The following is a 20,665-nucleotide window of genomic DNA, read 5'->3' as shown; positions in this document are numbered from 1 at the left end:
TAACCTGAAGGAAACGTGTTAACGCTCATTAACCGAGTCGGCCGGACCGGCCGACCGGGCAAGGGGGCTCGACGGATGCAGCAGGCACCGGTGCTGGCGAGTGCGGCCGATCCCGCGTCTCAGGGCTGGCTGGCCAACGAGGAGGCGCATCGCACGCTCGGCGACGAGCTGCGGGCGCGGCTGGCCGTGGCCAGGCTGGGCGGGGGTGAGAAGGCCCGCGCCCGGCATGTGGCGCGCGGCAAGCTGCTGCCCCGGGACCGGGTGGACGCGTTGCTGGACCCCGGGTCACCCTTCCTTGAGCTGGCACCACTGGCGGCCGAGGGGCTGTACGGCGGCGCGGCTCCGGCGGCCGGAGTGATCGCCGGGATCGGGCGGGTCAGCGGCCGGGAGTGCGTGATCGTCGCCAATGACGCCACGGTCAAGGGCGGCACGTATTACCCCATGACGGTGAAGAAGCACCTGCGGGCCCAGGAAGTGGCGCTGGAGAACCGGCTGCCCTGTCTCTACCTGGTGGACTCGGGCGGGGCGTTCCTGCCGATGCAGGACGAGGTGTTTCCCGACCGGGAGCACTTCGGGCGGATCTTCTACAACCAGGCGCGGATGTCAGGGGCCGGGATTCCGCAGATCGCGGCCGTGCTGGGGTCCTGTACGGCCGGTGGGGCGTACGTCCCCGCGATGAGCGACGAGGCCGTGATCGTACGGAACCAGGGGACGATCTTCCTCGGCGGGCCGCCGCTGGTGAAGGCCGCGACCGGTGAGGTGGTCACGGCGGAGGAGCTGGGCGGCGGCGAGGTCCACTCCCGTACGTCGGGCGTCACCGACCATCTCGCCGAGGACGACGCGCACGCGCTGCGGATCGTCCGGAACATCGTCTCGACGCTGCCCGCGCGTGCGGCTCTGCCCTGGTCCGTGGAGCCCGCGGAGGAGCCGAAGGTCGATCCCGCCGGGTTGTACGGGGTCGTGCCGGTCGACTCACGGACGCCGTACGACGTACGGGAAGTGATCGCCCGGGTCGTCGACGGGTCGCGGTTCGCCGAGTTCAAGGCGGAGTACGGGACGACGCTGATCACCGGCTTCGCCCGGATCCACGGACATCCGGTCGGCATCGTCGCCAACAACGGCATCCTGTTCTCCGAGTCCGCCCAGAAGGGTGCGCACTTCATCGAGCTGTGCGACCAGCGCGGCATCCCGCTCGTCTTCCTGCAGAACATCTCCGGGTTCATGGTGGGGCGCGACTACGAGGCCGGTGGCATCGCCAAGCACGGCGCCAAGATGGTCACAGCCGTCGCCTGCACCCGCGTGCCGAAGCTGACCGTCGTGGTCGGCGGGTCGTACGGGGCCGGGAACTACTCCATGTGCGGGCGGGCCTATTCACCGCGCTTCCTGTGGATGTGGCCCAACGCCAAGATCTCCGTCATGGGCGGTGAGCAGGCCGCGTCCGTCCTCGCGACGGTCAAGCGCGACCAGCTGGGCGACGACTGGAGCGCCGAGGACGAGGAAGCCTTCAAGGCGCCGATCCGCGAGCAGTACGAGACGCAGGGCAATGCGTACTACGCCACCGCCCGGCTCTGGGACGACGGTGTGATCGACCCCCTGGAGACCCGGCAGGTGCTGGGGCTCGCTCTGACCGCGTGTGCCAACGCCCCGCTGGGTGAGCCCGGCTTCGGCGTCTTCCGGATGTGAGGGAACAGATGACGATGTTCGACACCGTTCTTGTCGCCAACCGCGGCGAGATCGCGGTCCGGGTCATCCGGACCCTGCGTGACATGGGTGTGCGGTCCGTTGCCGTCTTCAGCGACGCGGACGCCGACGCCCGGCATGTGCGGGAGGCCGATACGGCGGTACGGATCGGTCCCGCACCCGCCTCCGCCAGCTATCTGAACGTGCCCGCGCTGCTGGATGCTGCCCGCCGCACCGGCGCGCAGGCCGTTCACCCCGGGTACGGGTTCCTGGCCGAGAACGCCGGGTTCGCGCAGGCCTGCGCGAACGCAGGGCTCGTCTTCATCGGGCCGCCCGCGTCGGCGATCTCGCTGATGGGAGACAAGATCCGGGCCAAGGAGACGGTGGCCGCGGCCGGGGTCCCGGTCGTGCCCGGGTCGTCCGGGAGCGGGCTCAGCGACGCGCAGCTGGCGGACGCGGCGCGCGGGATCGGGATGCCGGTGCTGCTGAAGCCGTCGGCCGGCGGGGGCGGCAAGGGCATGCGGCTGGTGCGTGACGAGGCGCTGCTCGCCGACGAGATCGCGGCCGCCCGCCGCGAGGCCCGTGGCTCGTTCGGGGACGACACCCTGCTCGTCGAGCGGTGGATCGACCGGCCGCGTCATATCGAGATCCAGGTCCTGGCCGACGAGCACGGGAATGTGGTGCACCTCGGCGAGCGCGAGTGTTCGCTGCAGCGCCGCCACCAGAAGATCATCGAGGAGGCGCCGTCCGTCCTGCTCGACGAGGAGACCCGGACGGCGATGGGCGATGCGGCCGTCCAGGCGGCCCGCTCCTGCGGGTATGTGGGCGCGGGCACGGTGGAGTTCATCGTCCCGGGCAACGACCCGGCCTCGTACTACTTCATGGAGATGAACACCCGCCTCCAGGTCGAGCACCCGGTGACCGAGCTGATCACTGGGCTGGACCTGGTGGAGTGGCAGCTGCGGGTCGCCTCCGGCGAGCAACTGCCCTACAGGCAGGAGGACATCACGCTCACCGGCCACGCCATCGAGGCCCGGATCTGCGCCGAGGACCCGGCCCGCGGCTTTCTGCCCTCCGGCGGTACGGTGCTCTCCCTCCACGAGCCGAACGGCCACGGCGTACGGACCGACTCGGGGCTCAGCGAGGGGGTCGAGGTCGGCAGTCTGTACGACCCGATGCTGTCGAAGGTCATCGTCCACGGTCCGGACCGGGAAACGGCGCTGCGGCGGCTGCGCGCGGCCCTGTCGGAGCTGGTGATCCTGGGCGTTCCGACGAACGCCGGGTTCCTGCGCAGGCTGCTCGCCCACCCGCAGGTGGTGGCGGGCGAGCTGGACACCGGGCTGGTGGAGCGCGAGGTGGACGGGCTGGTGACCGACGGGGTTCCGGAGGAGGTGTACGCGGCAGCGGCGCTGCTGCGGCAGTCCTCCCCGGTGAGCGCCTCCCCCGTGGACCCCTCCGGCTGGGTGGACCCGTTCTCGGTGGCGAGCGGCTGGCGGCTGGGCGGCACCCCCGCCCGGACCGTGCGCGACTTCCGGCTGCCGGGCCATGACCCCGTACAGGTATCGCTGCGCGCCTGCCCGGCGGGCACCGAGCTGACGTTCGGCCACGTCGGGGAGGGCGCGCAGCCGCCGGAGCCCCCGACCGGCACCTGCGGCCCGCTGGCCCCGCTGCCCGGCGGCAGGGAAACGGCCAGACTGATCGAGCGGTCGCCGCACCGCCTCGTCCTCGAACTCGCCGGTGTCACCCACACGTTCACCCACGCCGCCTCTCCGGAGGGCACCTGGCTGGGCCGCGACGGCGACACCTGGCACGTCCAGGACCACGATCCCGTCGAGGCGTCGCTCACCGGAGCCGCCCGCTCCGGCGTCGACACGCTCGCCGCACCCATGCCCGGCACGGTGACCGTGGTGAAGGTGGCCGTCGGGGACGAGGTCGTCGCCGGGCAGAGCCTCCTCGTCGTGGAGGCGATGAAGATGGAGCACGTCATCTCCGCCCCGCACGCCGGGACCGTCACCGAGCTCGATGTCACGGCCGGCGCCACCGTCGCCATGGACCAGGTACTGGCCGTGGTGGCGCCCGCGGCCGAACCCGGGGAGGACGCATGACCACCGCCCGCACCCTGCCCATGACGGTGCCCGCACCGGATCTGCCCGCCCGGGTACGCATCCATGAGGTCGGCGCCCGCGACGGGCTGCAGAACGAGAAGACCGTCGTACCCACCGAGGTGAAGGCGGAGTTCATCCACCGCCTCGCCGCGGCCGGTCTGACCACCATCGAGGCGACCAGCTTCGTCCACCCCAAGTGGGTGCCCCAACTCGCCGACGCGGAGGACCTGTTCCCCCGCCTCGGCGACCTCGAGGGGGTGGCGCTCCCGGTCCTCGTACCGAACGAGCGCGGGCTCGACCGGGCCATCGCACTCGGTGCCCGCCGGATCGCCGTCTTCGGGTCGGCGACCGAGGCGTTCGCCGCCCGCAATCTCAACCGCACGGTCGACGAGTCGCTCGCCATGTTCGAGCCGGTCGTCGCCCGCGCCAAGGCGGACAAGGTGCATGTCCGCGGCTATCTGTCGATGTGCTTCGGCGACCCGTGGGAGGGGCCCGTCCCCGTACACCAGGTCGTCCGGGTCGCCAAGGCGCTGATGGACCTCGGCTGCGACGAGCTCTCCCTCGGCGACACCATCGGCGTCGCCACCCCCGGCCATGTGCAGGACCTGCTCTCCGAGCTGAACGAGGAGGGCGTGCACACCAACACCATCGGGGTGCACTTCCACGACACGTACGGCCAGGCCCTCGCCAACACCCTCGCCGCGCTCCAGCACGGAGTGACCACCGTGGACGCCTCCGCGGGCGGCCTCGGCGGCTGCCCGTACGCGAAGAGCGCCACCGGAAATCTCGCCACCGAAGACCTCGTGTGGATGCTCCACGGCCTCGGCATCGAAACCGGGGTCGACCTCGACGCGCTCACCGCCACCAGCGTGTGGCTCGCCGAACAACTGGGCCGACCGAGCCCATCCCGCACTGTCCGAGCCCTCTCCCACAAGGAGTGACCCCCGCCATGTCCCTGGACCACCGGCTGACCACCGAGCACGAGGAACTGCGCCGCACCGTCGAGGAGTTCGCGCACGACGTGGTCGCCCCGAAGATCGGCGACTTCTACGAGCGCCATGAGTTCCCGTACGAGATCGTGCGCGAGATGGGACGGATGGGCCTGTTCGGGCTGCCGTTCCCGGAGGAGTACGGCGGCATGGGCGGCGACTACCTCGCCCTCGGGATCGCCCTGGAGGAGCTGGCCCGGGTCGACTCGTCCGTGGCGATCACCCTGGAGGCCGGGGTCTCGCTCGGCGCGATGCCGGTGTACCACTTCGGTACGGAGGAGCAGAAGCAGCAGTGGCTGCCCAGGCTCTGCTCCGGCGAGGCGCTCGGCGCGTTCGGGCTGACCGAGCCGGACGGCGGGTCCGACGCCGGCGGCACCCGGACGACGGCCGTGCGCGACGGGGACGAGTGGGTGATCAACGGCTCCAAGTGCTTCATCACCAACTCCGGTACGGACATCACCGCGCTGGTCACCGTCACGGCGGTGACCGGCCGCAAGGACAACGGCGCCCCGCTCATCTCGTCGATCATCGTGCCGTCCGGCACCCCCGGCTTCACGGTCGCCGCCCCGTACTCCAAGGTCGGCTGGAACGCCTCGGACACGCGCGAGCTGTCCTTCGCCGACGTCCGGGTCCCGGCGGCGAACCTGTTGGGTGAGGAGGGCCGCGGGTACGCGCAGTTCCTGCGGATCCTGGACGAGGGGCGGATCGCGATCTCCGCGCTGTCCACGGGCCTGGCGCAGGGCTGTGTGGACGAGTCGGTGAAGTACGCCAAGGAGCGGCACGCGTTCGGCCGGCCGATCGGCGCCAACCAGGCCATCCAGTTCAAGATCGCGGACATGGAGATGCGGGCGCACATGGCCCGGGTCGGCTGGCGGGACGCGGCGTCGAGGCTCGTGCACGGCGAACCGTTCAAGAAGGAGGCGGCGCTCGCCAAGCTGTACTCGTCGACGGTGGCGGTGGACAACGCGCGCGACGCGACGCAGATCCACGGCGGCTACGGCTTCATGAACGAGTACCCGGTGGCGCGGATGTGGCGCGACTCCAAGATCCTGGAGATCGGCGAGGGAACGAGCGAGGTGCAGCGGATGCTGATCGCGCGGGAGCTGGGGCTGCCGGCCTGAGGGGTGCCGGGCGGGCCCCCGGAGTGCGGCTGCCGGATTCCTGTCGGCGGGCAATTCGTTCGACACGGCCGGGCCCGCCCCGGCAGAGTCTGCTCATGGACCCCCGGCACTGGCCCCTCTGCGGGCTCCGCATCCGCACACCCCGCCTGGAACTCCGGCTTCCGGACCTGGAGTTGCTCGACGACCTCTCGACGGTCGCCGCCGACGGGGTGCACGCTCCGGACAGCATGCCGTTCACCGTCCCCTGGACCGACGGCCCGCCCGCCGAACGCGGCCGGGCCGTGTACCAGCACGTGCTGGGCACCGTCGCCAACTGGTCCGTGCGGAACTGGGTGCTGAGCCTCGCCGTGCTGCACGAGGGCAAGGTGGTCGGCCGGCAGGACCTGGGGGCGGCCGACTTCGCGGTGACCGGGGAGGTCAGCACCGGTTCGTGGCTGGGGCTGGCGCACCAGGGGCAGGGCATCGGCACCGAGATGCGGGCCGCCGTGCTGCATCTGGCGTTCGCCGGTCTCGGCGCCCGGACCGCGACCTCGTCGGCGATGACCGACAACCCGCGTTCGCTGGGCGTCTCGCGCCGGCTCGGCTATCTGCCGGACGGTCTCGAGGTGGCCGCCCTCCGGGGCGCTCCCGTGACCCTGCAGCGGCTGCGGATCGACCGCGACCGCTGGGAGGAGCACCGCACCGTCGACGTGCGGATCGAGGGACTCGACGCGTGCCGGAAGGACTTCGGCGGATGACGCTCCTCGTGCACACCTTCGTGCGGGGCCGGAGCGGCAGGCCGCACCTCCTCGACGACCCCCCGGACGGCAGCGACATGGCCGGGTTCGAGAGCTGTAGGACCGATCTGTGGGGGTCGCAGCGGGTCCGGGCGCTCGGGGCCCGGTTCCTGCCCGAGCTCGCGTCCTACGACCTGTACGTCGAGCCGGAGGACGTCGAGGAGTTCCTCGCCGAGTGCGAGCTGCTGAGCCCGCACGCGGCGGCACTCGACGCGCACTGCGGCTACCGCGAAGGCTATGTGGCCGAGCGGCTGGCCAACATCACCGCGGCGGCCCGGCGGGCCCAGGACGTGGGTGGCGGAGTCCTCGTCTGGTAGTCGGGCCGGCGGCCACGGGCGGGGTGCCCTCTGGACAGTTGCTGAGGTTAGGCTAACCTACCTTCGAACTCGTCAGCGGGCGCCCACCGGCGCGTACGAAAGCAGACACACCCATGCCCAAGGTCCGGACCACCTCCCTCTCCCGTCGCGGCCTCCTGGCCGCCGGCGGCGCCGTCGGTCTCGGCGCCGTGCTCGCAGCCTGCGGCGACAGCGACTCGAAAGGCTCCGGCTCGGGTTCGAGCTCCGAGAAGTCCGGCCCGTGGACGTTCAAGGACGACCGCGGTCTGACCGCGAAGGCCAAGTCGACCCCGAAGAACATCGTCGCCTTCATCGGTGTCGCCGCCGCGCTCCACGACTACGGCATCGAGGTCAAGGGCGTCTTCGGCCCGACGAAGACCAAGGACGGCAAGCCCGATGTACAGGCCGGCGACCTCGACATCAGCAAGGTCGAGATCCTCGGCAACGTCTGGGGCGAATTCAACGTCGAGAAGTACGCGGCGCTCGGGCCGGAGCTGCTCGTCACCGCCATGTGGGAGAAGGACGCCCTCTGGTACGTGCCGGACGAGTCCAAGGACAAGATCCTCAAGCTGGCCCCCAGCGTCGCCCTGTGGGCGGCCCAGACCACCGTCCCCAAGGCGATCCAGCGCCACGAGGACCTCGCCGCGTCCCTGGGCGCCGACGTCAAGGCCGCCAAGGTGACCGCCGCCAAGGCCCGCTTCGAGAAGGCCGCGGCCCGGCTGCGCGCCGCCGCCAAGTCCAAGCCGAACATCAAGGTCATGATCGGCTCGGCCAGCCAGGACCTCTTCTACGTCTCGCTCGCCAAGATGTCCGCGGACACCCTGTACTTCCAGGAACTGGGCGTGAAGTTCGTCGAGCCGAAGGTCAACTCCGCAGGCTTCTTCGAGGAGCTGAGCTGGGAGAACGTCGACAAGTACGACGCCGACATCATCATGATGGACAACCGCTCCTCGGCCCTGCAGCCCGACGCCCTGACGTCCAAGCCGACCTGGGCCCAGCTGCCCGCCGTGAAGGCCGGCCAGGTCATCCCGCGCACCACCGAGCCGATCTACTCGTACGACAAGTGCGCGCCGATCCTCGAGGACCTCGCGAAGGCCATCGAGGGCGCCAAGAAGGCCGGCTGACGCACCGGAAGCGCTCCGGAGCCGTTCCGGAACCGCTCATCGCAGCAACCCAGCACCGGCCCGGCCCGGCCGGGATCTTCCCGGCCGGGCCGGGCCGCGTCACCCACGCTTCCCGGTTCCTGGAAGGAGCCCTCGTATGACGACCGCCGCCGCTCCCCCCATCGCCCCCTTCCGGTTTTTCGGCCTGACGGTCGTCCGGACCAGGCGGCTGGGGCCGTCCATGCTCCGGATCACCTTCGGCGGGCCGGGACTCGACGGCTTCGCCGCCGGGGGCCGGGATCAGAGCCTGTCGCTGTTCCTGCCGCACCCCGGCCAGTCGGAACCAGTCGTTCCGGTCGATGAGAACGGCGACTGGTTCGCCGCCTGGCGGGCGTTGCCCGAGGATGTCCGGGCTGTCATGCGCTCGTACACGGTCCGCGCGCAGCGTCGCGGCCCCGACGGTTCGGCCGAAATCGATATCGACTTCGCGCTGCACGAGGACGGCGGACCGGCCTGCCGCTGGGCCGCCGGCGCCGCCCCTGGCGATCTCCTCAAGGCGCTCGGACCGGCCGTCGAGGACAACACGGCCGTCCGCTTCCGGCCCCCTCAGGACACCGACTGGGTGCTGATCTGGGCCGACGAGACGGCCCTGCCCGCCGCGTCCGCGGCCCTGGAGTGGCTGCCGGCCGGCATGCGGGCCCGGGTCTGGCTGGAGGTCCAGCACACCGAAGACCGCCAGGCCCTCAACACCGAGGCCCGCGCCCGGATCAGCTGGCTCGTCCGGGACGAGGGCGCACCCTCGGCCGTGGACGCCGTGCGCGCCGCGGAGCTGCCCGAGGGGACGGGGTACGTCTGGATCGCCGGCGAGTCGTCGAACGTACGGTCACTGCGCCGCCATCTCGTGCAGGAGCGTCAGTTCGACCGCAGGCGCATCACGTTCGTCGGCTACTGGCGCCGTGGACTGAGCGAGGAGCAGCTGCGTGCGGAAGCGGCCACCGAGGACGCGTAAGGGCATGTGATTCGGACAACTTCTGCGTCCCACGGGGGGCGAGGGAACAACGCGACGTGAAGTTAGGTTAGGCTTACCTTACTTCGGCATCGCGCCCTCGCCCCCCTCTTCTGTCCTGAGGGCCCGATGAAGTTCCCCGCATCCGGGAGGACCCCTTCATGCGTTCGCACCTGCTCAATGACACAACTGCGGAGCACTACCGTCGCTCCGTCACCGCAGGAGTCGAACGGGTCGCAGCCAAACTCGCCGCCACCGACCGGCCGTTCACCGGAATCTCCGTCGACGAGCTCTCCCCGATCGTCGACGCGATCGATCTGGACCGGCCGCTGGGCGATGCGTCCGCCGCCCTCGACGAGCTCGACCGCGTCTACCTCCGTGACGCCGTCTACTTCCACCACCCCCGCTACCTGGGGCATCTCAACTGCCCCGTGGTGATCCCCGCCGTCCTCGGCGAGGCCGTGCTCTCGGCCGTCAACTCCTCGCTGGACACCTGGGACCAGAGCGCGGGCGGAACCCTCATCGAGCGCCGGCTGATCGACTGGACCGCAGCCCGGATCGGCCTCGGACCGGCGGCCGACGGCATCTTCACCAGCGGCGGCACGCAATCCAACCTGCAGGCCCTGCTGCTCGCCCGCGAAGAGGCCAAGTCCCGCCCGGAGCACTTCAACCGACTGCGCATCTTCACCTCGGAGTGCAGCCACTTCAGCGTCCAGAAGTCGGCGAAACTCCTCGGCCTCGGACCGGACTCCGTCGTCTCCGTCCCCGTCGACCAGAACAAGCGCATGCAGGCCATGGCCCTCGCCCGCGCACTGGAGCAGTGCGTCGCCGAGGGAGCCGTCCCGATGGCGGTCGTCGCCACCGCGGGCACCACGGACTTCGGCTCCATCGACCCGCTGCCCGAGATCGCCGCGCTCTGCGAGCAGTTCTCCACCTGGATGCATGTCGACGCCGCGTACGGCTGCGGCCTGCTGGCCTCACGCGGGCGCCGTCACCTCCTCGACGGCATCGAGCACGCCGACTCGGTCACCGTGGACTACCACAAGTCCTTCTTCCAGCCGGTGAGTTCCTCGGCCGTGCTGGTCCGGGACCGGGCGACACTGCGGCACGCCACGTACCACGCGGAGTACCTCAACCCGCAGCGGATGGCCGAGGAGCGCATCCCCAACCAGGTCGACAAGTCTCTGCAGACCACCCGCAGATTCGACGCCCTCAAACTGTGGATGACCCTGCGCGTCATGGGCGCCGACGGCATCGGCGAGCTCTTCGACGAGGTCTGCGACCTGGCCGCCGAGGGCTGGCGGCTGCTCACCGCCGACCCGCGCTTCGACGTCGTCGTCGAGCCGCAGCTGTCCACGCTGGTGTTCCGCTGCATCCCGGCCGCCGTCACCGCACCCGCCGAGATCGACCGGGCCAACCTCTACGCCCGCAAGGCGCTCTTCGCCTCCGGCGAGGCCGTCGTCGCCGGGACGAAGGTGGGCGGCCGCCAGTACCTGAAATTCACCCTGCTCAACCCCGAAACGACCGCGCGGGACATCGCCGCGGTCCTCGACCTGATCGCCGGCCACGCCGAGCAGTACCTGGGAGACTCCCTTGACCGCGCTTCCTGACCCCCACGACTTCATCGGGATCGGCCTCGGCCCGTTCAATCTCGGCCTCGCCTGCCTGACCGAGCCGATCGACGAACTGAACGGTGTGTTCCTGGAGTCCAAGCCGGACTTCGAGTGGCACGCCGGGATGTTCCTCGAAGGCGCCCATCTCCAGACGCCGTTCATGTCGGACCTGGTGACGATGGCCGACCCCACCTCGCCGTACTCCTTCCTCAACTATCTGAAGGAACGCGGTCGGCTGTACTCCTTCTACATCCGGGAGAACTTCTACCCGCTGCGGACCGAGTACAACGACTACTGCCGGTGGGCCGCCGCCAAACTGAGCAGCGTCCGCTTCAACGAGACCGTCGAGTCCGTCACGTACGACGAGAGCACCGCCCTCTACACCGTGGCCACCGCCGACGGCGGTGTCTTCCGCGCCCGGCATCTGGTGCTCGGTACGGGGACCCCCGCGTACATCCCGGAGGCCTGCCAGGACCTGGGCGGCGACTTCCTGCACAACTCCCGTTACCTGGACGGAAAAGCCGCCCTTCAGGCGAAGAGATCCATCACCCTCGTCGGCAGCGGGCAGAGCGCGGCGGAGATCTACTACGACCTGCTCTCCGAGATCGATGTGCACGGCTACCGGCTGAACTGGGTGACGCGCTCACCCCGGTTCTTCCCGCTGGAGTACACCAAGCTGACGCTGGAGATGACCTCCCCGGAGTACATCGACTACTTCCACGCGCTGCCCGAGCAGACCCGCTACGCGCTGGAGTCCGGCCAGAAGGGCCTCTTCAAGGGCATCGACTCGGAGCTGATCGACGCGATCTTCGATCTGCTCTACCAGAAGAACCTGTCCGGCCCCGTCCCCACCCGGCTCCTGACCAACTCCGCTCTGGACAGTGCGAGCTACGAGGAGGCCAGCGGTACGTACACCCTCGCCCTGCGCCAGGAGGAGCAGGGCAAGGACTACACCCTCAGCACCGAGGGCCTGATCCTCGCCACCGGCTACCGCTACACCCCGCCGGCCTTCCTGGAGCCGATCACCGACCGGCTGCGCCACGACAGCCGGGGCCGCTTCGACGTGGCCCGCAACTACTCCATCGACACCACCGGGCGCGGCGTCTTCCTGCAGAACGCGGGCACGCACACCCACTCGATCACCTCGCCCGACCTGGGCATGGGTGCCTACCGCAACGCGTACATCATCGGCGAGCTGCTCGGCCGTGAGTACTACCCGGTCGAGAAGTCCATCGCCTTCCAGGAGTTCGCCGTATGACCACCGACCTCGGCACCTTCACGGTCCGCGCCCTCGACCCTCTTCGCGACGCAGAGGTGGTGCACGGCTGGGTCACCCACCCCAAGGCCTCCTTCTGGCTGATGGGCGACGCCAGGCTCCAGGACGTCGAGCGGGAGTACATGGCGATCGCCGCCCACCCGCACCACGACGCGTTCATAGGACTGCACGACGGTGAGCCCGCCTTTCTGATGGAGCGGTACGACCCCACCGAGGTGGAGCTCAAGGGCCTGTACGAGGCCGAGCCCGGCGACATCGGAATGCACTTCCTGGTCGCCCCGTCCGACACCCCGCTGCACGGCTTCACACGCGGCGTGATCACCGCCGTGATGGAGGCGCTCTTCGCCGACCCGTCGGTACGCCGTGTCGTCGTCGAGCCGGACGTGGGCAACAGCGCGGTGCACGCGCTCAACAAGGCCGTGGGCTTCGAGGTCCTCCGGGAGATCGTCAAGCCGGAGAAGACCGCGCTGCTCAGCGTCTGCACCCGGGAGCAGTTCGAGGCCGCACGACGCGAAGGAGCCGCCCGATGACCACGACCACCGATGCCGTCGCGCACCTCACCCCCGCGCACTGGGCCACCGCCAACCGGCAGCTCGTCCGCAAAGCCCTCGCCGAGTTCGCCCATGAGCGGCTGCTGACCCCCGAACCGCTCGGGGGCGACCGCTACGCCGTACGCAGCGACGACATGGCGACCGAGTACCGCTTCGACGCCCGGCGCTTCGCGCTCGACCACTGGCAGGTCGACGCGGCCTCCGTGACCCGCCACCGGCACGGCCAGGAACTCCCCCTGGACGCGTTGGAGTTCTTCATCGAACTGCGCGAGGCGCTCGGCCTCTCGGCCGAGATCCTGCCGGTCTACCTGGAGGAGATCTCCTCCACGCTGGCCGGAACCGCGTACAAACTGACCAAGGAGCCGGTGACCTCCGCCGAGCTCGTCGCCGCCGGCTTCCAGGCGATCGAGACGGGCATGACCGAGGGCCACCCCTGCTTCGTCGCCAACAACGGGCGGCTCGGCTTCGGTGTCGACGAGTACCGCGCGTACGCCCCCGAGGCGGCGAGCGAGACCCGGCTGGTCTGGCTCGCCGCCCGCCGCGACCGCGCCACCTTCACAGCGGGCGCCGGGCTCGACTACTCCACGCTGATCGACGGCGAACTGAGCGAGGAGACCCGGGCCCGGTTCGCCGCCACGATGACCGGCCTCGGTCTCGACCTCGACGACTACCTGCTGATCCCCGTCCACCCCTGGCAGTGGTGGAACAAGCTGGCCGTCACCTTCGCCGGAGAACTCGCCCAGCGCCATCTGGTCTGCCTCGGGGAGGGCGACGACAGCTACCTCGCCCAGCAGTCGATCCGCACGTTCTTCAACACCAGCAACCCTGACAAGCACTACGTCAAAACGGCGCTGTCCGTCCTCAACATGGGCTTCATGCGCGGGCTCTCCGCCGCGTACATGGAAGCGACGCCCGCGATCAACGACTGGCTCGCCGGGCTGATCGAGCGCGACGAGGTGCTGCGCGCGGCCCGGTTCTCGATCATCCGGGAGCGGGCAGCCATCGGCTACCACCACCGGGCGTACGAGGCGGCCACCGCCAAGGGCTCCCCGTACCTGAAAATGCTCGCCGCCCTCTGGCGGGAGAGCCCGGTGCCGGGCCTGGCGGCCGGCGAACGGGTCGCGACCATGGCCTCGCTCGTCCACACCGACCATGAAGGCAACTCCGTCGCGGGCGCGCTGATCGCCGAATCGGGACTGGCACCCGCCGCGTGGCTGCGACGCTACCTGGACGCCTATCTGGTGCCGGTGCTGCACAGCTTCTACGCGTACGACCTGGTGTACATGCCGCACGGCGAGAACGTCATCCTGGTCGTCGAAAACGGGGTCGTCACCCGCACGGTGTTCAAGGACATCGCCGAGGAGATCGCGGTCATGGACCCGGACGCGGTACTGCCCCCGCAGGTCGAGCGGATCCGCGCCGAGGTCCCCGACGACATGAAACTGCTGTCGGTCCTCACCGACGTCTTCGACTGCTTCTTCCGTTTCCTGGCCGCCGGGCTCGCCACCGAGTCGATCCTCGACGAGGACACCTTCTGGCGGACGGTCGCCGAGTGCGTGTCCGGCTACCAGGAGTCGATGCCGCAGCTCGCCGACAAGTTCAAGCAGTACGACATGTTCACCGACGAGTTCGCGCTGTCCTGCCTGAACCGGCTGCAGCTGCGCAACAACAAGCAGATGGTCGACCTCACGGACCCGTCGGGAGCACTGCAACTGATCGGCACCCTGAGGAACCCGATCGCGGGGTTCTAGATCGTCGTCCCGATCGCCGGACGGGCCTGAAGAATCAAGCCCGTCCGGCGATCGGGGACAGCGGCGTCAGCCGGACCGCCCGGTCACCTCACTTCGCGGGCCACGGCACCTGAGCCGACCGGTAGTAGTCGATCCCCAGCGCCGAGAACCTCGGCCCCTGAGCGGCCAACCGCACCTTGTACGCGTCCCAGTCATGCGTGGACGCCGGCGACCAGCCCAGCTCCGCGACGCCCGGCAGCCGCGGGAACGCCATCTGCTCGATCTCGTCGCTGTTGGTCAGCGTCTCCGACCAGATCGGCGCCTCGACACCGAGGATCGAGCCCTCCGGGGCGCCCTCGAGATACGTGCCGGGGTTCCAGTCGTACGAACGCTGCACCTCGACATAGCCGGCCCAGGCCAGCCCCAGCGCGGTGTCCTTGTTGTACTTCATGTCGAGGTAGACCCGGTCCGCCGGGGACAGCACCAGCTTCGTGCCGTTCTTCGCGGCGTCCGCCACCTGCTTGCGCTCGGCGGCGCCCGTCTCGTCGTAACCCCAGTACTGCGCGACCGCGCCCGCGACCGGCGTGGCACCGGTCAGCTGGTGCCAGCCGACCACGGTCTTGCCGTACTTGCCGACGACGGCCTGCGCCTTGTTCATGAACGCCACATAGTCGTCGTGGCTGGTGGAGTGCGCCTCGTCGCCGCCGATGTGGAGGTACTTGCCCGGGGTGAGCGCGGCCAGCTCACGGACCACGTCGTTCACGAAGTCGTATGTGACGGCCTTCGGCACGCACAGCGAGCTGAAACCGACGTTCGTGCCGGTGTAGAGCGGCGGCGCGACGCCGTTGCAGTTCAGCTCGGCGTACGAGGCGAGTGCCGCGTTCGTGTGGCCCGGCAGATCGATCTCCGGCACGACCTCCAGATAGCGCGAGGCCGCGTAACGGATGATCTCCCTGTAGTCGCTCTTCGTGTAGTAGCCGCCGGCTCCGCCGCCGACCTCCGTCTGCCCGCCGTACGTGGCGAGCCGCGGCCAGGAATCTATGGCGATGCGCCAGCCCTGGTCGTCGGAGAGATGCAGATGGAACTTATTGATCTTGTAGAGGGCCAGCTGGTCGATGTAGCGCTTGACCTCGGTGACGGAGAAGAAGTGCCGGGAGACATCGAGCATCGCGCCCCGGTACGCATAGCGCGGCGCGTCCGTGACCGTGCCGCCCGCAACCCTCCAGGGGCCCGCCTGACGGCTTTTCTTCTCCACATCGGCCGGGAGCAGCTGACGCAGCGTCTGAACGCCGTGGAAGAGCCCTGCCGGGCCGCGTGCGGTGATGGTGACGGATCCGTGGCCGGACTTCAGCGTGTAGCCCTCCGCTCCCAACTTGCTGTCGTGGGAGCCGAGCCGCAGCCGGATGCCGTCGCTGCCGCCGCTGCCGGTGACCGGCAGGGCGTACCCGGTGGAGGGGCGCAGCACGCCCGCCAGATAGTCGCCGATCTTCCGCGCCTCGCGGGAGTCGTGGTCGACGCGGATCTTCGTTCCCGCGCTGATGACGTAGGGGGATCCGCCTGCCTTCACTTCGGCGGGGGCGGGCACGATCTGCCCCAGCGGACGGGGCGCGGCGGCGGCCGGGCCGATGCTCGCCGCCGCCGCTCCCGGAGCCGCGCCGGCACTGGAGATACCGGCCGCCGTGACGAGCAGCAGCGAGCCGAGAAGACGGGGAAGGGCGGTGCGCTGTGTCCTGTGCAGTCTCACAAGCCGGGTCCCTTTCGACGGGTTCACACCTGCGGATCTCCTGAGAAACGAACCATCACCATGCGTATCGTGCGGCCCACGCGTGGTCAAGGTGTAGACCACTTCCCCCTTTTGCGGCCGACGGAATCTGACGTACAGCGGAAATCATCCGGTCGGGACGGGGCCCGGATCCTGAAGCGACGCTGAGCGATGCTTCGATCACGTGGAGCGACTCAACGGCGCCTCGGGTGCTACCCCGGACCCCTCGGAGAGTGCAATCGCACTCATCCCTGCCCGATATCGGGCAGAATTGTTGCGTACGGCCTCCATTCACCGCAATATCAACGAGTGCTCGAACGCCGCCCGTCACATGACGACCTCATCGATCACCTCGTGCGCTCCACCACGCTTCAGCGCGGAGAAGCAGCCCGGGTGATCCTCGACGTGCTGGCGTACTTCGACGAGACGACCGACGAATTCGTGCGTCGCCGCCACCGGGAACTGCAGTCCGGCGGCCTGGTGAACGCGGAGATCTTCGAACGGATCGCGGCCGAGCTGCCGCACCGGGCGGTCGCACCACCGGAGCTGTCGCTCCGTCAGCTGCGCCGCATCGTCTACGGCTGAACAACGGGCACTCACCAGTACGTCGATGGAGGGGCAGAGACCATATGTGCGGAATCGTCGGATACATCGGGAAGCGTGACGTGGCTCCGCTGCTGCTGGAAGGACTGCAGCGGCTGGAGTACCGGGGTTACGACTCCGCGGGCATCGTCGTCACAGGCAAGGCCACGGCCGGGAAGCCCGCCGCGCTGAAGATGGTCAAGGCCAAGGGCCGGGTCCGCGAGCTGGAGGCCCGTATCCCCAAGCGCTTCACCGGCACCACCGGTATCGCCCACACCCGCTGGGCCACCCACGGCGCCCCGAGCGACGAGAACGCGCACCCGCACCTGGACGCCGACCACAAGGTCGCCGTCGTCCACAACGGCATCATCGACAACGCCTCCGAGCTCCGTGCGAAGCTCGTCGCCGACGGCGTCGTCTTCCTCTCCGAGACCGACACCGAGGTGCTGGTCCACCTGATCGCCCGCGCGCAGGCGGACACCCTGGAGGAGAAGGTCCGCGAGGCCCTGCGCTCCATCGAGGGCACATACGGCATCGCCGTCATGCACGCCGACTTCAACGACCGCATCGTCGTCGCCCGCAACGGCTCCCCGGTCGTCCTCGGCATCGGCGAGAAGGAGATGTTCGTCGCCTCCGACGTCGCCGCGCTGGTCGCCCACACCCGCCAGGTCGTCACCCTCGACGACGGCGAGATGGCCACCCTCAAGGCCGACGACTTCCGTACGTACACCACCGAGGGCTCCCGCACGACGGCCACGCCGACCACCGTGGAGTGGGAGGCCGAGTCGTACGACATGGGCGGCCACGACACGTACATGCACAAGGAGATCTCCGAGCAGGCCGACGCCGTCGACCGGGTGCTGCGCGGCCGGATCGACGACCGGTTCTCCACCGTCCACCTGGGCGGTCTCAACCTGGACGCCCGCGAGGCGCGCGGGGTCCGCCGGATCAAGATCCTGGGCTGCGGCACCTCGTACCACGCGGGCCAGATCGGCGCCCAGCTGATCGAGGAGCTGGCCCGCATCCCCGCGGACGCCGAACCCGCCTCCGAGTTCCGCTACCGCAACCCGGTCGTCGACCCCGACACCCTGTACGTCGCGGTCTCCCAGTCCGGTGAGACCTACGACGTACTGGCCGCCGTCCAGGAGCTCAAGCGCAAGGGCGCCCGCGTCCTCGGCGTGGTCAACGTGGTCGGCTCGGCGATCGCCCGGGAGGCCGACGGCGGTACGTACGTCCACGCGGGCCCCGAGGTCTGCGTCGTCTCCACCAAGTGCTTCACCAATACGGTGGTCGCGTTCGCGCTGCTCGCCCTGCACCTCGGCCGGATCCGCGACCTGTCGGTCGCCGACGGCAAGCGGATCATCGAGGGTCTGCGCAAGCTGCCCGCCCAGATCACCGAGATCCTCGAGAACGAGGACGAGATCAAGAAGCTGGCCGCGGAGTACGCGGACGCCAAGTCGATGATGTTCATCGGCCGGGTGCGCGGCTACCCCGTCGCCCGCGAGGCCTCGCTGAAGCTCAAGGAGGTCTCGTACATCCACGCCGAGGCCTACCCTGCGTCCGAGCTGAAGCACGGCCCGCTGGCCCTGATCGAGCCCGCGATGCCGACCGTCGCGATCGTGCCGGACGACGAGCTGCTGGAGAAGAACCGCGCCGCGATGGAGGAGATCAAGGCCCGCAGCGGCAGGATCCTCGCGGTCGCCCACCAGGTGCAGGAGAAGGCCGACCACACCATCGTCGTACCGAAGAACGAGAACGAGCTGGACCCGATCCTGATGGGTATCCCGCTCCAGCTCTTCGCCTACCACACGGCGCTGGCCATGGGCCGCGACATCGACAAGCCGCGGAACCTCGCGAAGTCCGTCACGGTCGAGTAGCACGCGCGGCAGTACGCCGGACAGACAGCGGCCCCGCACCACGCCACCACGGGTACGGGGCCGCTCTCTCGCGTCGGTCGGTCGCACCGGCCGACGGCTGCCTCAGCCGGTGGCCGTCACACCTCGGCCGGCAGCGCGCTTCGGGAGCACCGTCGGCCACTTGGCCAGTGCCGCCGTCGCCCCGTACCAGGCGGCGAGACCGGCCACCGCGGCGAGCCAGCCGCCGACCTTGCCGAGCCCGTCGCTGTCGGCGAACTGCCCGACGCCCAGGAGCAGAAGCCCCAGGAAGAGCAGTCCGTACGTCCCCTGGGCGAGCAGACCGCCGCCGGCCGACCCGAGGGCCAGGCTCAGTGCGAACAGCGCCCAGAGCAGCAGGAACAGGCCCGCCGCATGACTGGAGACTTGGGCATCGGCACCGGTGCCCCAGGTGAACCAGAAGGCGCCGAGTCCGACGAAGGCCGTGCCGGTGAAACCGCTGCCGGCGCGGAACTCCAGCAGTCCGGCGACGAACAGGGCTATACCGCCGACATACAGCGCGAGCGAGACGGCGTCGGCCGCCGTCACACCGTCGATGACCCCGGTGTGACCGATACCGAACGCCAACAGGGTGAGTCCCAGGGCGAGATGGCCGAGGGTGGAGGTGCTGCTGTTCCCCGCAGAGACGTCATTGTCCACGGCGGGCTCCCTTCAAAGGCAGTGATGCTGTTTCCCAGCGACCTTTATGTACCCTTCACAAGCGCACAATCCACCTCTACGGGCGAGTAGATTGCCTGTTTCCAACGGCGAGTTGACGCCACGTCGGAGAACGAGGGTGCAGCGAGCGATCACCGAGGGTCCGCCAGGAGCCCGCGCTAGGGAATGACCACGACGGGGCGCTGCGCGCGCCGCGCCAGCCGCCCCGCCACCGAGCCGAAGATCCGGCCGACGATGCCGTGCGTGGAGCCGACGACGATCGCGTCGGCCGAGTACTCCCGGCCCACGTCCTCCAGCTCGTGGCAGATGTCGCCGCCCCGCTCGACGAGCACCCACGGCACCTCGGAGAGGTAGTCCGCACAGGCGAGCTCGAGCCCGAGGACCTCGGTGCGGTGGTCGGGAACGTCGACGAAGACGGGCGGCTCACAGCCTGCCCAGACCGTGGTCGGCAACCGGTTGGCGACATGGACGATGATCAGACCGGAACCTGATCTCCGGGCCATTCCGATGGCATAGGCGAGGGCTCGCTCACTGGACGTGGAGCCGTCGAAGCCGACCACGACCCCATGCCGGAAGGCGGGATCGCAGGAATGACGTGTTTCTTCGACCGCCTGCTGGTCCGACAGAGGGTCGGCTACCTGCTTGCGGTCCGCGGGTTCGGGGATTTCGTGACCGGCCATCGGTGTCTCGGCGAAGAGAGTCCTCGTGAGGAGTGAGCGGCTTGGGGAAGGTGTATCAGCGGGCGGTGATGTGGTGTCCGGGAATCATCTTCCCAACCCCTTACCCCCAAGGGTACGGCGCCACTCCTCCACTGCCCAGACCCCCGCAAAGCGCGTGCGACGTTCCAGGGAGCATGCCCGAGGCGGCCCCGTATGGCAATGCCGGTTGCGTAGTACATCGAAGCTTGCGTGAGCAGGAGACCGCACTCGGCGACCGGCGGGTAGGAGGGCGCCATCGGCCACACGCCGGCGCCGCAGAGTTACGGCACCGCACGCTCCGCACCGAAGAGCAGCACCCGGGGGCGCCACGGCGGAGCGATGCCGGAAACCGTCGCCGCGGCGGTGTTCAGCTGTTCACCGGCGCCGGTCGCCCGCGTGGCGTTCGGCACATCCGCCGACCCGTCCGCCGGTACACCCACCGACCGGATGCCGCCATCCGTGCCGGTTCCGCCGTCCCCCCTCGCGGCCTGCCGGATCCCGCCGCACCCACCGGACCACGGGGGCGTACGGGCGCAGTCGTATCGTCGGGGTTGTGCGCCGGTCAAACGACGGATTCAGACTTGCGCAACCGTATATTTTCAGCCAACTTCTCACCCCTGCCCATTCCTTGGGGAATTGGCCGATCAACCCCCTTGCCACCAGGCAAGAAGAGACCAGGCGGTACGCTTCCACCCGACGGGGACGGGCCACGAATGCGAGGCGTACTTCCCTGCACGGCTTCTGAGTGAAACGCTTCGTGATCGAATG

Annotated in this window: 18 protein-coding genes; 14 read left to right on the top strand and 4 right to left on the bottom strand. The window is 69.6% G+C overall.

Annotated elements, in window-relative coordinates; all coding sequences use genetic code 11:
• The first annotated feature begins 75 nt into the window (after window positions 1-75).
• From OHB49_RS27070 to OHB49_RS27015, 12 genes are all read left to right on the top strand, one after another.
• A complete protein-coding gene (locus tag OHB49_RS27070) occupies window positions 76-1,683 on the top strand; it encodes a carboxyl transferase domain-containing protein (RefSeq protein WP_329163645.1) in 1,608 nt (535 codons plus the stop codon).
• 14 nt (window positions 1,684-1,697) lie between these two features.
• On the top strand, window positions 1,698-3,785 hold the full coding sequence (locus OHB49_RS27065; RefSeq protein WP_443079671.1) for an acetyl-CoA carboxylase biotin carboxylase subunit: 2,088 nt from the start codon (window positions 1,698-1,700) through the stop codon (window positions 3,783-3,785).
• On the top strand, window positions 3,782-4,726 hold the full coding sequence (locus tag OHB49_RS27060; RefSeq protein WP_329163641.1) for a hydroxymethylglutaryl-CoA lyase: 945 nt from the start codon (window positions 3,782-3,784) through the stop codon (window positions 4,724-4,726). Before OHB49_RS27065 ends, OHB49_RS27060 begins: the two co-directional genes overlap by 4 nt.
• 8 nt (window positions 4,727-4,734) lie before the next feature.
• The gene (locus OHB49_RS27055; protein WP_030970856.1) at window positions 4,735-5,895 is read left to right on the top strand and encodes an acyl-CoA dehydrogenase family protein; all 1,161 of its coding nucleotides are present in this window, start codon (window positions 4,735-4,737) and stop codon (window positions 5,893-5,895) included.
• Window positions 5,896-5,990: 95 nt separating this feature from the next.
• Window positions 5,991-6,632, top strand: a complete 642-nt coding sequence (locus OHB49_RS27050; protein ID WP_030970857.1) for a GNAT family N-acetyltransferase — start codon at window positions 5,991-5,993, stop codon at window positions 6,630-6,632.
• Entirely contained in the window at window positions 6,629-6,988 is a 360-nt protein-coding gene (locus OHB49_RS27045) for a hypothetical protein (protein ID WP_329163638.1), read from the top strand. Before OHB49_RS27050 ends, OHB49_RS27045 begins: the two co-directional genes overlap by 4 nt.
• Before the next feature lie 113 nt (window positions 6,989-7,101).
• On the top strand, window positions 7,102-8,130 hold the full coding sequence (locus tag OHB49_RS27040; RefSeq protein WP_329163636.1) for an ABC transporter substrate-binding protein: 1,029 nt from the start codon (window positions 7,102-7,104) through the stop codon (window positions 8,128-8,130).
• Between the two features lie 136 nt (window positions 8,131-8,266).
• Window positions 8,267-9,118, top strand: a complete 852-nt coding sequence (locus OHB49_RS27035) for a siderophore-interacting protein (protein WP_329163634.1) — start codon at window positions 8,267-8,269, stop codon at window positions 9,116-9,118.
• Window positions 9,119-9,276: 158 nt separating this feature from the next.
• Complete coding sequence (locus tag OHB49_RS27030; RefSeq protein WP_329163633.1) at window positions 9,277-10,725, top strand: pyridoxal phosphate-dependent decarboxylase family protein; 1,449 nt, start codon at window positions 9,277-9,279, stop codon at window positions 10,723-10,725.
• Window positions 10,709-11,986 (top strand): lysine N(6)-hydroxylase/L-ornithine N(5)-oxygenase family protein, encoded by a 1,278-nt coding sequence (locus tag OHB49_RS27025; protein WP_329163632.1) that lies wholly within the window; start codon window positions 10,709-10,711, stop codon window positions 11,984-11,986. The genes OHB49_RS27030 and OHB49_RS27025 overlap by 17 nt, the downstream gene beginning before the upstream one ends.
• Complete coding sequence (locus OHB49_RS27020) at window positions 11,983-12,534, top strand: GNAT family N-acetyltransferase (protein WP_329163631.1); 552 nt, start codon at window positions 11,983-11,985, stop codon at window positions 12,532-12,534. Before OHB49_RS27025 ends, OHB49_RS27020 begins: the two co-directional genes overlap by 4 nt.
• On the top strand, window positions 12,531-14,306 hold the full coding sequence (locus OHB49_RS27015) for an IucA/IucC family protein (RefSeq protein ID WP_329163628.1): 1,776 nt from the start codon (window positions 12,531-12,533) through the stop codon (window positions 14,304-14,306). Before OHB49_RS27020 ends, OHB49_RS27015 begins: the two co-directional genes overlap by 4 nt.
• Window positions 14,307-14,394: 88 nt before the next feature.
• Here the strand turns inward: OHB49_RS27015 and OHB49_RS27010 are convergent, their stop codons facing one another.
• The gene (locus tag OHB49_RS27010; RefSeq protein WP_030970865.1) at window positions 14,395-16,029 is read right to left on the bottom strand and encodes a beta-N-acetylhexosaminidase; all 1,635 of its coding nucleotides are present in this window, start codon (window positions 16,027-16,029) and stop codon (window positions 14,395-14,397) included.
• Window positions 16,030-16,356: 327 nt separating this feature from the next.
• Here OHB49_RS27010 and OHB49_RS27005 point away from each other — a divergent pair, with 327 nt between their 5' ends.
• Both OHB49_RS27005 and glmS read left to right on the top strand, forming a co-directional pair.
• Window positions 16,357-16,632: a hypothetical protein gene (locus OHB49_RS27005; RefSeq protein ID WP_030970866.1), complete on the top strand. Its 276-nt coding sequence runs from the start codon at window positions 16,357-16,359 to the stop codon at window positions 16,630-16,632.
• 44 nt (window positions 16,633-16,676) lie between these two features.
• Entirely contained in the window at window positions 16,677-18,506 is a 1,830-nt protein-coding gene (glmS, locus tag OHB49_RS27000) for a glutamine--fructose-6-phosphate transaminase (isomerizing) (RefSeq protein WP_030970867.1), read from the top strand.
• A gap of 102 nt (window positions 18,507-18,608) precedes the next feature.
• Here the strand turns inward: glmS and OHB49_RS26995 are convergent, their stop codons facing one another.
• The 3 genes from OHB49_RS26995 to OHB49_RS26985 form a co-directional block, all read right to left on the bottom strand.
• On the bottom strand, window positions 18,609-19,181 hold the full coding sequence (locus OHB49_RS26995; RefSeq protein WP_030970869.1) for an acetate uptake transporter: 573 nt from the start codon (window positions 19,179-19,181) through the stop codon (window positions 18,609-18,611).
• Between the two features lie 176 nt (window positions 19,182-19,357).
• Window positions 19,358-19,879: a universal stress protein gene (locus OHB49_RS26990; protein ID WP_030923407.1), complete on the bottom strand. Its 522-nt coding sequence runs from the start codon at window positions 19,877-19,879 to the stop codon at window positions 19,358-19,360.
• A gap of 299 nt (window positions 19,880-20,178) precedes the next feature.
• On the bottom strand, window positions 20,179-20,337 hold the full coding sequence (locus OHB49_RS26985) for a hypothetical protein (protein ID WP_329163624.1): 159 nt from the start codon (window positions 20,335-20,337) through the stop codon (window positions 20,179-20,181).
• Between the last annotated feature and the right edge of the window lie 328 nt (window positions 20,338-20,665).

The sequence above is a fragment of the Streptomyces sp. NBC_01717 genome (assembly GCF_036248255.1).
GTDB lineage: Bacteria > Actinomycetota > Actinomycetes > Streptomycetales > Streptomycetaceae > Streptomyces.
This window is presented reverse-complemented; position numbering and strand designations above follow the sequence as displayed.

What these genes read in the sequence shown, in the direction of transcription:
- OHB49_RS27070 (WP_329163645.1), top strand. Translation starts at nt 76, where the DNA reads ATGCAGCAGGCACCGGTGCTGGCGAGTGCGGCCGATCCCGCGTCTCAG.
- OHB49_RS27065 (WP_443079671.1), top strand. Translation starts at nt 1,698, where the DNA reads ATGTTCGACACCGTTCTTGTCGCCAACCGCGGCGAGATCGCGGTCCGG.
- OHB49_RS27060 (WP_329163641.1), top strand. Translation starts at nt 3,782, where the DNA reads ATGACCACCGCCCGCACCCTGCCCATGACGGTGCCCGCACCGGATCTG.
- OHB49_RS27055 (WP_030970856.1), top strand. Translation starts at nt 4,735, where the DNA reads ATGTCCCTGGACCACCGGCTGACCACCGAGCACGAGGAACTGCGCCGC.
- OHB49_RS27050 (WP_030970857.1), top strand. Translation starts at nt 5,991, where the DNA reads ATGGACCCCCGGCACTGGCCCCTCTGCGGGCTCCGCATCCGCACACCC.
- OHB49_RS27045 (WP_329163638.1), top strand. Translation starts at nt 6,629, where the DNA reads ATGACGCTCCTCGTGCACACCTTCGTGCGGGGCCGGAGCGGCAGGCCG.
- OHB49_RS27040 (WP_329163636.1), top strand. Translation starts at nt 7,102, where the DNA reads ATGCCCAAGGTCCGGACCACCTCCCTCTCCCGTCGCGGCCTCCTGGCC.
- OHB49_RS27035 (WP_329163634.1), top strand. Translation starts at nt 8,267, where the DNA reads ATGACGACCGCCGCCGCTCCCCCCATCGCCCCCTTCCGGTTTTTCGGC.
- OHB49_RS27030 (WP_329163633.1), top strand. Translation starts at nt 9,277, where the DNA reads ATGCGTTCGCACCTGCTCAATGACACAACTGCGGAGCACTACCGTCGC.
- OHB49_RS27020 (WP_329163631.1), top strand. Translation starts at nt 11,983, where the DNA reads ATGACCACCGACCTCGGCACCTTCACGGTCCGCGCCCTCGACCCTCTT.
- OHB49_RS27015 (WP_329163628.1), top strand. Translation starts at nt 12,531, where the DNA reads ATGACCACGACCACCGATGCCGTCGCGCACCTCACCCCCGCGCACTGG.
- glmS (WP_030970867.1), top strand. Translation starts at nt 16,677, where the DNA reads ATGTGCGGAATCGTCGGATACATCGGGAAGCGTGACGTGGCTCCGCTG.
- OHB49_RS26990 (WP_030923407.1), bottom strand. Translation starts at nt 19,879, where the DNA reads ATGGCCGGTCACGAAATCCCCGAACCCGCGGACCGCAAGCAGGTAGCC.